Here is a 12901-nt window from a genome sequence, read left to right as displayed (position 1 = left end):
ACGCCTTCTCCCGCGCGCGCTGGAAGATGATCCGGATGTGGCGCTCGGTCTCACCCACGAACTTGTTCAGCAGCTCGGGACCCTTGATGTTCACGCGCCGAACCGTGCGTTGCGGCAGCCATCTGGTTGAAGGCAGGGTTGGAGCCATGACGCAGGCGATATCGGCACGGCAACTGCTAAAGGTGGCTTACGAGGAGGCACTGGGTGGCCTGGCCGAAGGCGGGATTCCGATCGGCGCGGCCCTGTTCACGGCCGATGGCACCCTGCTCGGACGCGGCCACAACCGCCGGGTGCAGTCCGGCGATCCCAGCATGCACGCCGAAACCGACGCGTTCCGCAATGCGGGCCGCCGCCGCGACTACGGCTCGACCATCATGGTGACCACCCTGTCTCCGTGCTGGTATTGCAGCGGGCTGGTGCGCCAGTTCGGGATCGGCGCGGTGGTCATCGGGGAAGCGCGGACCTTCTACGGCGGGCAGGACTGGCTGGCCGAGCACGGCGTCGCGGTGACCGTGCTCGATGACCAGCGCTGTGCCGACCTGATGACCGAGTTCATCGCCGCCCAACCGCTGCTCTGGCACGAAGATATCGGGGTCACCGAGGCGGCTGACGATTGATCATGCTGGCGGACAAGGGATTTCAGCGGAAGTACCCATAGTCCTGCACCCAGTTGAACCCACGGCCACGCAACGGGAAGCTGTTCAGATCGACCTGCTGCAAGGCGATGGTCACCGGGCGACCGTTCAACTGTCCGTTCAGCAGCAGCCGGTCGGGCGCGGGCTGTTCGAAGCTGAAATCGGCGATCTGGGTGGGTTGCGCGGCCGACAGCGCGGACACCGAGATCGTGTGGGCGGCGGTATCGACAACGGGAACCGCGGGAACGAGGGTGCCGTCCATCTTCTGGTAGGCCATCCCGGGTATATCGAAAACGACGCGCTGCCAACGTGTCTCGTCGGTGATCAGCGGCGGGACCGGCACACCGTCCTGGGTGAATTCCGACACCGTCCAGATCCCGTACAGCGGCGGCTTCGGGCTGCCACCGCCGCCCTCGTTCCAGTACTTCAGGCCGGACTGCACGAAACCCAGTGACATCCACACGCCCAGTGCGATTTGCAGCGCTATCGCGATCGAGCGAATTCGTTTGCTATGGAACGGATCCGGCTGCGTGGCGGGTTCGGACGACCGGTTCAGCACCAGCATATTCGCCAGTCGGCGCGCCTGCGGCGCGAGCAGCACCATGCTCAACAGCAGGAGGTGGAAGGACAGGATCTTGACCGGGACGTCGAAGGTCATATTGAGCACGAATACCTGCGCCATACTCACCAGGCTCAGTATTGCGCCGACCGTCGCGGTTCTCGGGAGGAAGAGCAGGAGGCCACCGAGCACTTCGGCGCTGCCGAGCAGGATTTCGTAGGCGGGTGAACTCCCGACCTGATTCCACAACACCGAGACGGGACTGAACTCACCATAGGGTTGCAGCAGTTTCGCCAGCGCCGGCTCGGGCATCTGCGTTGGAATCATCTTGGCGAATCCGTAGGACAGCATCTGCCCGCCCAGGCACATCCGGATGAAGAGCAGGAACCAGGCCTGTAGCTGTCGATAGTTCGGCCTGCGCCGGTCCAGCACCGTCCAGACGAGGGTCGCCACCACCGCGGCGATCAGTACGCAGAAGACGAATGACCAGACGAAGTATTGATCGCCGCTACCCGAATCCTCGCGCAGCACGACATCGGTATCGAACAACAGTCGTCCGACCGGTTCGACGATCGGGCGCAAGGCGCGAAATTCCCAGATCACCGCCTTGTCCGGCAGCGATCTGGCGATCGGCCCGAGGAAGACGAAGAGAATCTGGGTGAACAGCAGGCAGAACAGGCCGAAATAGACGAAGGAGAACCGAAAAGCGATCCTGGTCAACGGATGCCACCGGGCGGGCCGCTCGGGCGGTTCGACGATGTCTTCCCGATCGAGAACCTCTGTACCGACCGCACTCACACCTATCCCTCACTCTCACGACGCAACGTCAACTGACCGTATCGGCGCGACGGCCGCACCCGCTTCCAGGAAAACCCCGATTTCCGCCGTCATCCATGGTGTACGCGACTACGCCGAAAGTATGACCTCCCATCGGCAGCGGTCCGGACAGCGATCTGTTGACCGGACTAGCGGGTAACACGCCGCTTCGGTGGCATGCGCGTGTCGTCGGGTCAAGAGAGGTGGCGAGGGGTGTTCGTTGGGGCAGAACGCGATGTCCGTGAGATTCGGATGCCGCGGTGGGGGCATGTGGTGGCGCAGATCGAGGGGCCGGTGCCGTTCCTGATGGTTGGCGCGGTGCGGTGGTCGTGCCGATCCGCCGGTCCCTGACCGACTTTGTCGCCCGAGGCAACAGTACGCAGTCGGTGCGTGGCTACGCATGCGCGCTGTTGCGGCGGTTGCGGGTGGATACCTGCAGGATGCCGGGACCTGGTGCTGTAGCTGGGATTTCACGTCAAGCCGCGGCGAGCACAGCATCGCGGGCGCGGGCGGGCACCGTCAACCCAATGACGGGCACGAGGGCTGGCTTCGGTTGTCCGGCTGAGGTGCACCTCGGCCGGACGGTCGGGTACGGCTCGGCTTCAGACCCAGTGCAGGGTCGGTGGTGGTGGCGGGGTCGTGCCGGTTCGCGCGAATTCGCCCCAGGCACGGCGCATCTGACGACCGAGCTGGTCGATGTCATCCCAGGAAGCCGAGCCGAGCATGGGGGCGCGCTGCCATGCCCGCCGGTCACCCAGCAGCAGGGGTAACTCCATGCCGTGGGTCGCGCCGAACTGGGAGCCATCGGGCCACCAGGTGAATCGATAGCCGCGCGCGTGGGCTCCAGACTGGTTGAGTTGGTCGATGAAGGCGGTGATCGGCTCGGCGAAGAGTTGGTGGGTCAACTCCTGCACTCGCGGCCCAGGGCCGGTGAAGGCTGAGGCATCGTCGGCGTTCCAGCCGCAGAGCACCTCCAGCCCGGCGACGTTGTCGGCGAAGGTGGCACCGAGCTGCGCAAGCGGGGCCGCACCGCGGACGGGGTAGAACGGCGGCACGCTCACCGCGCCGGAACGCGCCAGCGCGGCCGCGGTCTCCCCGGCGGCGGCAAGCAGCGCCGGCACCGACGCGGTGCGCGCATCGGCGGCGAGGTGGCGGGCGAAGACAGCACCGATCTCCTCGGCCTCGTCGCGGGGGCGGGCGAGGTAGGCGGCGGGCCCGCTCTGCAGGATCGCGCGGGCGAACAAGCCCTTGGCTTCGGGAACTTCCATGAGAAGCCGGATCGACAGCGCGCCAGCGGATTGCCCGAAGACGGTGACGTTATCGGGATCTCCGCCGTAGGCAGCGATGTGGACCTGGACCCAGCGCAATGCTTCGAGCTGGTCGTAGAGCCCAAGGTTGGGCTCGCTGACCCCGTCCAGGCACAGGTAGCCGAAGACCCCGAGCCGGTAGTTCACGCTCACCACCACCACTTCGGCATCGCCGGCCAGGGCAGTGCCGTCGTACCAGGGCATCAGCCCGGCGCCGCTGCCGAACGCACCGCCGTGCAGGAACACCATCACCGGCCGGCGCGCGTTGTCACATCCCGGCGTGGTCACCACCAGGTTGAGGCAGTCCTCTCCCTGCGGCAGATCCGCGCAAGGCCCCATCGCCGCGGCCAGGCGCTGCGGGGCCTGGAGGCAGATCTGCCCCGCTGTGTCGTCCTCGATCACGGGAACCGGTGCCGGGCGCTGAAAACGGGCAGCGCGGGCGTAGCGAATCGGCCCGATGCGGGTCACCGATGGCCGGGTCATCGAACCCTGCTCCCGGCCTCGTCGAGCGACGGACCAAGAGCCGGCATCCGATATGAAACAAGTGTTACACGCATGGGTTCCATGTCTACATGGAACAGTCGTTACAGTCAACGGGTGTCACCCACGCTGTTCGAAGCCCGCCGTGCCGAGCTGCTGACCGGGGTCATCGGCTATATCGCCGAGTACGGCCTTGCCGGGTTGTCGCTGCGCCCGCTCGCCGCCGAACTCGGTACCAGCGCACGGATGCTGGTGCACTACTTCGGATCCAAGGAACAGATGCTGATCGCCGCACTAACAGCCCAGCGCCCCGACATCGAGAACGCCTTCGCCGACATCTGCGACCCCGAGACGCTGCGGCAGCGACTGCTCGACAGCTGGAGCGCCAACACCAGCGGCCCCGGAGCCACGAGCACCACCGTGCTGCTGCAGGTGCTCGGGCAGGCGTGTGTGCACGACGGCCCGTTCGCCGGCTACGCCCGCGCCGCCATCGACGTCCTCGTCGAGGCGCTCACCCAGGTTCTGCACCGCATCGACCCGGCGGTACCCGACGCGGAAGCCTCGGCGACCCTGCTGGTCTCGGGCATCCGCGGCCTCATCCTCGACCGCCGCATCACCGGCGACACCGCCCGCACCGACACCGCCGCCGGCCAATTGATCGACCAGGTCATCCGTCGGTACCGGTAGGACGACCGCGGCCCAGGCGGGCGGAGACTCCACACGAACCGACCTCCGGCGATGCCGAAGTCCGTCCACTGTCGCGGAGGAAAAGCGATCGCGGCCGTGACGTCCTCGCCTCGGCGTCGGTCCAGATCACTTCCGCCGCTGGAGCCGGTAGTCGACCCGCGGCTCAGGCGATGCCCGCCCCATTACTTCGGTGCAGGATTGTCAATACCGAATATCACCCAGTGAGGATCGCTCGATTCTTCGTGCATTTCTACGGTAGACACCGAATAGAACGCGTTACAGTTTCCGCAGGCAATGCGTCAGGAGGACAGGAATGGCCGATGATCCCGATCCCACCGCGCGGCGGCAGCTGACCGTCAGCGAACGGGACCTCGACACCCTCGCCGGGGACCTGTCGCGGTGGCTGGACGGCAAGGTCCACGCGGATCACCCGCCCAAGATCTCGGCGCTGTCACGGCCGCAGGGCGCGGGGATGTCCAGTCCGACGGTGCTGTTCGATGCCGAATGGAGTGTGGACGGGCACGTCGACGGCGGTTCGTTCGTAGCCAGGATGACACCGGAGGCCGATTCTTTCCCGGTCTTCGAAAACTACGACCTCGAGCTGCAATACCAGATCATGGCCGCGGTCGCGGCCGCCTCAGCGGTGCCGGTGCCCGAACTGTGCTGGCTGGAGACCGACGAGAAGCCACTCGGCACAAAGTTTTTCGTCATGCGACGCATCGAGGGTCGGGCGCCCTCGGACAACCCGCCGTATGTGTTCATCGGCTGGCTCTTCGATGCGAGTCCCGCCGAACGTGCCGAATTGACCGCGAAGACCGTCGAGATCATTGCGAAGGTACACGAAATTCCGAATGCGACAACGCGATTCCCGAGGCTGGACGGTCCCGGTCAGGCACTGCGCCGACATGTGGAATGGCACCGCAACTGGTACCGCTGGGCCCTGGCCGATGACGGCTATCCGATTCCCCTGATCGAGCGGACCTTCGACTGGCTCGACGCGCACTGGCCCGCCGACCCTGGTCCGGACGTACTGAGTTGGGGCGATTCGCGACCGGGCAACATTCTGTACGACGGCTTCACCCCGGCCGGTGTACTCGATTGGGAGATGGCCGGACTCGGCCCACGCGAACTGGATATCGCCTGGCTCATCTTCATCCACCGCTTCTTCCAGGACCTCGCCACCCGCTTCGATCAGCCCGGACTGCCGGACTTCCTGCGGCGCGCCGATGTGGTCGCGAAATACGAAGCGATCACCGGTTATCCGGTTCGGGATCTCGACTTCTACATCGTGTACGCCGCGCTGCGGCACGCGATCGTCATGGCCCGGGTCAAGCGCCGGATGATCCACTTCGGCGAGGACACCGACACCCCCGATCGCGACGACTACGTGATGCACCGAGCAAGCCTGGAGGCGCTGCTCGACGGAACCTACGAATGGGATTAGAGAAAATCATGGCTGTATCCGATGGTCGGTCCGCAGGCTCGGCTCCCTCACCCCTCGACGAATACCCCATCCACCAGACCCACCTGTCCATGGCCCGGGTCGCCAGCAGCGACCGGAACTTCTACGACAGAAGCTATTTCAACGGCCACGACCGCGACGGCGGCACTTTCTTCGTCACCGGCGGCGGGGTGTATCCGAATCTCGGTGTGATCGACGCGTACGCCTGCGTCCGGCGTGGTGACGTTCAGCGCACGGTCCGCTTCTCCGACGCACTCGGCGATCGCGGCGTCGACCTGCGCGTCGGCGGCTACCACATCGAGGTGCAGGAACCGCTGCAACGGATCCGGGTGGTCTGCGAACACGATGACCTCGGCTTCGACCTCACCTGGCACGGATCGTTCCCTACCGTCGAGGAACAACCGCATGTGATCCGCAACGGCAATCGCCCGATCATCCAGGCGACCCGGTTCGCGCAGGTCGGCTCGTGGGAGGGGACGCTGCATGTCGACGGTACGGACCTCACCCTCGACCCGGCCGTCTGGATGGGCACCCGGGACCGCTCCTGGGGCATCCGCCCGGTCGGCGAACCCGAGCCGCCGGGCCGGGCCGCCGCCGAACCGTCCGGCGGATTCTGGTGGATGTATGTCCCGCTGCGCTTCGACGATTTCGCCATCGTGGTCATCCTGCAGGAGGAGCCGGACGGCAAGCGCACCCTCAACGACGCCGTCCGGATCTTCCCGGACGGCCGCACCGAACAGCTGGGCTGGCCGCGTTACCACATCGAATACCGTTCCGGCACACGACATCCCATTGGCGCGAGGCTGGAATTGACCACCCCCGACGGTAAGCCGCTCGAGGTCGAGATCCGGACCGTCACCAATATCCCTTTGCACGTCGGCTGCGGCTATGGCGGGGATCCGGACTGGTTGCACGGTCGCTGGATGGGCCGCGGCTGGTCTTCGAGCAGCCGTTACGACCTCACCGATCCGGCCATCGCTGGCCGCATCCCGTTCGGGGTTATCGACCATGTCGCGCACGCGCGCTGCGGGGAATCCGAGGGGTGGGGCCTGTTCGAACACGGGAGTCTCGGGCGGCACGATCCGACCGGATTCGCCGACTGGGGCTCGGTTGCGCCGTAGGTTTTTCGGGGGCACGCACTCGCCCACCCGTCGTCGACGACGAAACGATGGGCTTGCCGCGGCGGAGAACTGCCTTGCCGGCGGGTAGATGCCTGGCACCATGCCGCTCCATGGCCGAAACATCTTGCTGAACAAGATGTCGGTGACATCGGCCTCACCCGCCTGGATAGCCGACTCGCCCTCGCCTCGCTCTATCGGCGACTGCCGGATTTGCGGCGCGATCGACCCGAACAGTATTCCCTACTCACCGTCGGCCCGTTGTCCTTGCCGATCGAACTGGGAACGGTCGCGCAGTCCTGAGTCCTGTTACGTCAGTGGTGATTTCGGGGCGAGCGAAGCCGCGATCACTATGCCGTCGACAGTCCGCTTGGGGATGATCAGCGGACCATCGGCAGTGAGTAGCGCGGCCGCCTCGGCGACACTGCTGGTGCCGAGCGCGTCCTCGGTGCGTGCCGAGGGATTCGGTACGTCGACTTGTGCGAGCTCTGCGGCCGTAAAGCCACGGACCGAGACGCCCAACCGCGCGGCGGCACCACGAAGTCCCGATTCCTCGGCGCGCCGATCGATGGTCGCGAGACAGGCAATGGGCTTGTCGCCCAGCACTTCTCGCAGCACAGTGAGAATCCGTTCGCTGGATATGCCCGGCCGCAGCCCGAGGCCGACAACCCAACCTTGCGGCGATATCGGTTCGGCGGCTGGGGATGCCGAGGTGTCAGATGCTGGCACGGGTGCGTGCGTAGTCGGCGGCGGCTGCGACGAAACGGCTGGTGGCGCTGGGGTTTCCGGCGGGGTGGGTATGGAGGTAGGAGGCGTGTACGCGGTGGCGGAGAGCGCCCTCGCAGATGCGTTCGCCTGCGAGGCGCCAGCCCCAGGCGGGTGTTTCGGTGCCGGTGGTGACAAGGCGGGTGCGGTGGAACTCGTGGCCGCGCACCCGTTCTCCCGCGCGCCATAGGACGGAATCGGCCAGCGCCACGGCATCTCGATAGCCGAGGGTCAGGCGGGGGCCGAATTCGGCCGTCGCATCGACTACCCCCGCCATCGGATGGCCATCCAGCGAGCGGGTGAGATAGAGCAATCCAGCACATTCGGCATGTACCGGCAGTCCGGCCCGAGCCTGCTCGGCCACTTGCGCCAAGAGCCGATCATTGGCCGCCAGCGCCGCCGCATGCTCCTCCGGGAATCCACCGGGCAATACCAAACCGGCTGTCCCCGTGGGAAGTTCATCCCGCATCGGGTCGAAGACCACAACTCGTGCCCCGGCGGCTGCCAAGAGCTCCCGATGCTCGGCATACCCGAAGGTGAAGGCAGGCCCGCCGGCCATCGCGATCACGGGACCGAACCCATCCGCCGTAGCCACACCCGAGCCTCGTGCGGCTGCCGGCATCGCAGGACTCGTGCGTTCCGCGACCGCATCAGCCGCATGCGCTGCGTCGCCGACGCTCGCATGCGCTATGCCGGCAGCGCCGTTGCCAGCGTGCGCATTCGAATGATGCGCGCGGGTCACGTCCGCGGCGATCGCTTCGTCCATGCTCGCGGCAGCTGCGCTCTTCGCGAAGGCCGAGTCCGCGGTTTCGCGGATCGCGGTTGCCGGGTCCCAGGCCGGGGCGTTGGTGGTCGAACAGGCGAGACGCGCGATAGTCGGGAGATCGACGTGGGCGGCGACCAGGTCGGTCATTGCTTCGACGGCGGCGGTGGCGGCAGGGCCGTGTTCGACCGCGGGGATGAGGCCGAGGTGGCGGGAGGGGACCTCGAGTTCGGCCATGCGCGGTAGCGATCCGAGTACCGGCAGGCCGACCCGATCGCAGGCGGCGCGCAGCACCTGGTCATGGCGTTCGCTGCCGACGCGATTGAGGATGACGCCGCCGAGGCGAATCGCGGTATCGAAGGTGGCGAAGCCGTGCAGGAGGGCGGCGAGGCTCTGACTGTGTCCGCGCGCGTCGACCACCAAAATCACTGGGGCGCTGAGCAGTCCGGCGACCTGTGCGGTGGATCCCTCGGCGATCGGTGCGACGTGGTTCTCGTCGATGCGGCCGTCGAACAGGCCCATTACGCCCTCGACCACCGCCAGATCACACCCCTGGGCACCGTGGCGGTACAGCGAGACAACACGTTCCGCGCCGACGAGCACCGGATCGAGATTGCGGCCGGGTCGCCCTGCCGCCAGGCCGTGATACCCCGGATCGATGTAGTCCGGCCCCACCTTGAACGGCGCGACCCGATGCCCGGCTCGCCGCAGCGCCCCGATCAGACCGGTCGCCAGCGTTGTCTTCCCACTTCCCGATGCGGGCGCAGCGATCACCACCGCCGGAACACCACTCACGACCGCGCCTCGCTCGCGCTCGACTTCATCGCCCGCGATCGCGCGCTGCGTTGACGGTTCACTCGCTGACGCTCGCTCACAACCGCAACCCTCGTCGGTTTCCGCACTCCTGCGGGTCACCCACCAGGAGTGCAAATCCTGGCAACGGGTGCGGATCGTGCGGTATGGCGCGGTCGAGTAGCGCGGGGCGGTGACCTGCGAGGCATCTCGATACCGCCCGCACCGATGTGCCGCTCGGTGCGATCACCATTCGATGCCTCGCTGGCCCTTACGGCCCGCGTCCATGGGGTGTTTGACCTTGGTCATTTCGGTGACGAGGTCGGCGGCGTCCACAAGGGCTTCGGGGGCATCGCGGCCCGTGATGACCACATGCTGATTGCCGGGCCGGTTGCGGAGGGTTTCGACGACCTCGTCGACATCGACCCAGCCCCATTTGAGGGGATAGGTGAATTCGTCGAGGACGTAGAAGCGGTGCTGTTCGGCCTGGAGCCTGCGCGCGATCTCACGCCAGCCGGCCAGTGCGGCGGCGGCGTGGTCTTCGTCGGTACCCTGTTTGCGGGTCCACGACCAACCCTCGCCCATCTTGTGCCATTCCACCGGCCCGCCGGCGCCGGTCTCGTCGTGCAGGCGGCCGAGCGTGCGAAATGCCGCCTCCTCCCCCACCTTCCACTTGGCGCTCTTGACGAACTGGAATACCGCGATATCGAATCCCTGATTCCACGCCCGCAACGCCATCCCGAATGCGGCCGTCGACTTCCCTTTACCCGGCCCCGTATGCACGGCGAGCACCGGCAGATTCCGCCGCTGTCGCGTGGTCAGCCCATCATCCGGAACCGTCTCCGGCACACCCTTGGGCATCGAAACTCCTTGGTAGCTCAGGCGGCTCGGGTCACGCCGAGGCGACCCGATCCGGCACGGACGATATCGGCGACCGAGTCGCCGGTCAGTTCGGCGAGTTGGAGGTAACCGGCACGGAGGGTGCGAGCCAGATCGACGGCGAGACCGAGGCGGACCATGCCGCGTTCGCAGTCCACGACGATCGAGGTGATCGCCTCGGCGGCAAGCAGATTCGCGGCGGCGCGGGCGCGGGGCACCGGATCGACGCCGCCGGTGGCGCGGCCGTCGGTGAGCAGGACCAGCATGGGACGGCGGCGCGGATCGCGGACACGTTCGCGGTGCACGACCTCGCGGGCCTTCAAAAGCCCTGCGGCGAGCGGGGTTTTGCCGCCGGTGCGAATGCCGGATAGGCGCCGCACCGCAATATCCACCGAGGAGGTCGGCGGCAGGACGAGTTCGGCTTCCCGGCCGCGCACGGTGATCACGGCGACCTTGTCGCGCCGCTGATAGGCGTCGCGCAGCACAGCGACGACCGCACCGGTAACCGCCGAGAGACGGTCGCGCGCCGCCATGGAACCGGACGCATCGACCACGAAGACCACCAGATTGCCTTCGCGCCCTTCGCGATACGCACCGCGCAGATCATCGGCGGTCAGCTTCAACGGCCCTTCGGCTCGGCCGCGGGAATGCTGGTGCGGTGCTGCGGCGAATACGGTGCCGAGCAGATGCAGGCCGCCGGAAGTATCGGTGCTGGACCGCACCGTGCGCCCCTGCCTGGTCTGCGCGCGCGAACGGCGGCCCACCGCACCCTCGCCGACGCCCGGCACCTCCCAACGCGGCGGTGTCACAACGGATGTCGTGGGAGCGCCGATGCGGCCCTCCCGCGCGGACGGCGATTGCCCACCACCCGGCGAATCCGGACCAGCGCCGTCGGGACCTGGAGCGCCCGGACCGCCATCCGGATCATCTTCTGGGCCTTGACCATCCGGGCCACGATCGCTCGAATCGTCCGCATTGTTCAGTGCGCCATCCGGACCCGCGTCATCGGCATCGCTGGGGTGGATGTCCGGACGACCGTCGTCGAGTTCCCCAGCGCCGCCTTGCTCCGATTCCGCACGCTCACCGGACTTTTCCGCCTGCGCCGCCTCCTCCCCCGCGGCACGCATCGCCTCATCCAACTGCTCTTCGCTGATCCCCGGCTCGTCGAACGGGTCCCGCCGCCGCCGATGCGGCAATGCCAACTCGGCCGCAACCCGGACATCCGCCTCGGCCACGGCATCGGCCCCACGCCAGGCCGCATGTGCGGTGGCGGTCCTTGCCACCACCAGATCGGCCCGCATCCCGTCCACATCGAAGGACGCGCACAGCGCGGCGATCCGCCGCAGCTCCACATCATCGAGCGCGACGAATGCGACCCGCTCGCGGGCGGTCAGAATCCGCTCGGCCACCTCCCGATCGGCCGTGGCATAGCGCGCGGCGAATCCGGCCGGGTCCGCCTCGTAGTCCAGCCGACGCCGCACCACCGCCATCCGGACGTCCACATTCCGCGAGGCCGCGACATCGACGGTGAGCCCGAACCGGTCCAGCAGCTGCGGCCGCAGCTCACCCTCCTCCGGATTCATGGTGCCGACCAGCACGAATCGTGCCGGATGCGAATGCGATACCCCATCGCGCTCGACATGTACCCGCCCCATCGCGGCGGCATCGAGCAGCACGTCCACCAAATGGTCGTGCAGCAGATTCACCTCATCGACGTAGAGCACACCGTGATGCGCGGCCGCCAACAGTCCGGGCCGGAACGCCTGCTCGCCATCACGCAGCACCCGCTCCAGATCCAGAGAACCGACCACCCGGTCTTCAGTGGCCCCCACCGGCAACTCCACCAGCCGAGCCGGTCGCGCCCCCGTCTCATCGACAACAGGCGGCAGCAACTGCGCAAACGCCCGCACCACAGTCGATTTCGCGGTCCCCTTCTCCCCGCGCACCAAGACGCCGCCGATCCCGGGATGTACCGCGCACAGGATCAACGCCAGCTGCAACCGCTCCTGCCCCACCACCGCCGAGAACGGAAACCCCGCATCACCATCCACGCCGGCACGCGCCCCGGTCAGCGATTGGGCATGCGGCGCGTATTCCGTACGGGACAATGACATCCCCCAACTCTATTAGCGCCACCATCCCCACCCACCAGCACCCTCCGCCGCGGGACACCTCCAGAGGCGCAATCAAAGAGAACGAGCGGGCCTGCCACCCAATCAACCACCAGGAGCGAGTCTTACGAGCGACCGTTCGCGGCCCGTCTCGCGACCACCCGAAGGCACGGCCATCGACACAGCCGAGTCGTCGAAGCGCATACGCCGTAAGCGCGAGTCTCGACGCACACATCAGGTGCCGAACGATCCGCCATCACCGACCACAACGGCGCGAGTCTTACGAGCGACCCGTTCGCGGCCCGTCTCGCGTCCGAGTCGCCCCGAAGCGCATACGCCACGCGCGGGACTCAACGCACACACCAGGTGCCGAACGACCCGCCATCACCGACCACAACGGAGCGAGTCTTACGAGCGACCCGTTCGCGGCCCGTCTCGCGTCCGAGTCGCCCCGAAGCGCATACGCCACGCGCGGGACTCAACGCACACACCAGGTGCCGAACGACCCGCCATCACCGACCACAACG

At 67.1% G+C, this 12901-nt stretch carries 11 protein-coding genes and 1 pseudogene; 5 read left to right on the top strand and 7 right to left on the bottom strand.

Annotated elements, in window-relative coordinates:
- Nucleotides 1-94 (bottom strand): annotated as a pseudogene (locus tag AB0J29_RS36270) (hypothetical protein); the annotation flags it as partial.
- Nucleotides 95-146: 52 nt separating this feature from the next.
- On the opposite strand from AB0J29_RS36270, the gene AB0J29_RS36265 reads away from it, so the two are divergent.
- Entirely contained in the window at nucleotides 147-617 is a 471-nt protein-coding gene (locus AB0J29_RS36265; RefSeq protein WP_364795663.1) for a nucleoside deaminase, read from the top strand.
- 22 nt (nucleotides 618-639) lie between these two features.
- On the opposite strand, the gene AB0J29_RS36260 is transcribed toward AB0J29_RS36265, so the two are convergent.
- Nucleotides 640-1992, bottom strand: coding sequence for a DoxX family protein (locus AB0J29_RS36260; RefSeq protein WP_364795660.1), 1353 nt, complete (start codon nucleotides 1990-1992; stop codon nucleotides 640-642).
- Nucleotides 1993-2223: 231 nt separating this feature from the next.
- On the opposite strand from AB0J29_RS36260, the gene AB0J29_RS36255 reads away from it, so the two are divergent.
- Nucleotides 2224-2361: a hypothetical protein gene (locus tag AB0J29_RS36255; protein ID WP_364795658.1), complete on the top strand. Its 138-nt coding sequence runs from the start codon at nucleotides 2224-2226 to the stop codon at nucleotides 2359-2361.
- Between the two features lie 251 nt (nucleotides 2362-2612).
- Here AB0J29_RS36255 and AB0J29_RS36250 read toward each other — a convergent pair whose 3' ends face one another.
- Nucleotides 2613-3911: a carboxylesterase family protein gene (locus AB0J29_RS36250; protein ID WP_364795656.1), complete on the bottom strand. Its 1299-nt coding sequence runs from the start codon at nucleotides 3909-3911 to the stop codon at nucleotides 2613-2615.
- 3 nt (nucleotides 3912-3914) lie between these two features.
- Between AB0J29_RS36250 and AB0J29_RS36245 the strand changes: the two genes are divergently transcribed.
- The 3 genes from AB0J29_RS36245 to AB0J29_RS36235 all read left to right on the top strand — a co-directional run bounded on the left by AB0J29_RS36245 (nucleotide 3915) and on the right by AB0J29_RS36235 (nucleotide 7067).
- A complete protein-coding gene (locus AB0J29_RS36245; protein WP_364795653.1) occupies nucleotides 3915-4484 on the top strand; it encodes a TetR/AcrR family transcriptional regulator in 570 nt (189 codons plus the stop codon).
- Between the two features lie 313 nt (nucleotides 4485-4797).
- The gene (locus tag AB0J29_RS36240) at nucleotides 4798-5928 is read left to right on the top strand and encodes a phosphotransferase family protein (RefSeq protein WP_364795650.1); all 1131 of its coding nucleotides are present in this window, start codon (nucleotides 4798-4800) and stop codon (nucleotides 5926-5928) included.
- A gap of 8 nt (nucleotides 5929-5936) precedes the next feature.
- A complete protein-coding gene (locus AB0J29_RS36235) occupies nucleotides 5937-7067 on the top strand; it encodes a hypothetical protein (protein ID WP_364795648.1) in 1131 nt (376 codons plus the stop codon).
- Nucleotides 7068-7373: 306 nt separating this feature from the next.
- Here the strand turns inward: AB0J29_RS36235 and AB0J29_RS36230 are convergent, their stop codons facing one another.
- From AB0J29_RS36230 to AB0J29_RS36215, 4 genes are all read right to left on the bottom strand, one after another.
- Entirely contained in the window at nucleotides 7374-7793 is a 420-nt protein-coding gene (locus AB0J29_RS36230) for a cobalamin biosynthesis protein (protein ID WP_364795645.1), read from the bottom strand.
- Entirely contained in the window at nucleotides 7780-9387 is a 1608-nt protein-coding gene (locus AB0J29_RS36225; protein ID WP_364795642.1) for a cobyrinate a,c-diamide synthase, read from the bottom strand. Before AB0J29_RS36225 ends, AB0J29_RS36230 begins: the two co-directional genes overlap by 14 nt.
- Nucleotides 9388-9630: 243 nt before the next feature.
- Nucleotides 9631-10245 carry a cob(I)yrinic acid a,c-diamide adenosyltransferase gene (cobO, locus tag AB0J29_RS36220; RefSeq protein ID WP_364795640.1) on the bottom strand — a complete coding sequence of 205 codons (615 nt, stop codon included), beginning with the start codon at nucleotides 10243-10245 and terminating at the stop codon, nucleotides 9631-9633.
- 17 nt (nucleotides 10246-10262) lie between these two features.
- Nucleotides 10263-12377 carry a magnesium chelatase subunit D family protein gene (locus AB0J29_RS36215; protein ID WP_364795637.1) on the bottom strand — a complete coding sequence of 705 codons (2115 nt, stop codon included), beginning with the start codon at nucleotides 12375-12377 and terminating at the stop codon, nucleotides 10263-10265.
- Nucleotides 12378-12901: the final 524 nt, after the last annotated feature.

The organism is Nocardia sp. NPDC049707 (assembly GCF_040674855.1).
Lineage (GTDB): Bacteria > Actinomycetota > Actinomycetes > Mycobacteriales > Mycobacteriaceae > Nocardia.
Note: the sequence above shows the minus strand (reverse complement) of the source record. Positions and strands in the feature narration are given on the sequence as shown.

Bases quoted from the DNA above. Each gene is read 5' to 3' on its own strand.
- AB0J29_RS36265 (WP_364795663.1), top strand. From the start codon at position 147: ATGACGCAGGCGATATCGGCACGGCAACTGCTAAAGGTGGCTTACGAG.
- AB0J29_RS36240 (WP_364795650.1), top strand. From the start codon at position 4,798: ATGGCCGATGATCCCGATCCCACCGCGCGGCGGCAGCTGACCGTCAGC.
- AB0J29_RS36235 (WP_364795648.1), top strand. From the start codon at position 5,937: ATGGCTGTATCCGATGGTCGGTCCGCAGGCTCGGCTCCCTCACCCCTC.
- cobO (WP_364795640.1), bottom strand. From the start codon at position 10,245: ATGCCCAAGGGTGTGCCGGAGACGGTTCCGGATGATGGGCTGACCACG.
- AB0J29_RS36215 (WP_364795637.1), bottom strand. From the start codon at position 12,377: ATGTCATTGTCCCGTACGGAATACGCGCCGCATGCCCAATCGCTGACC.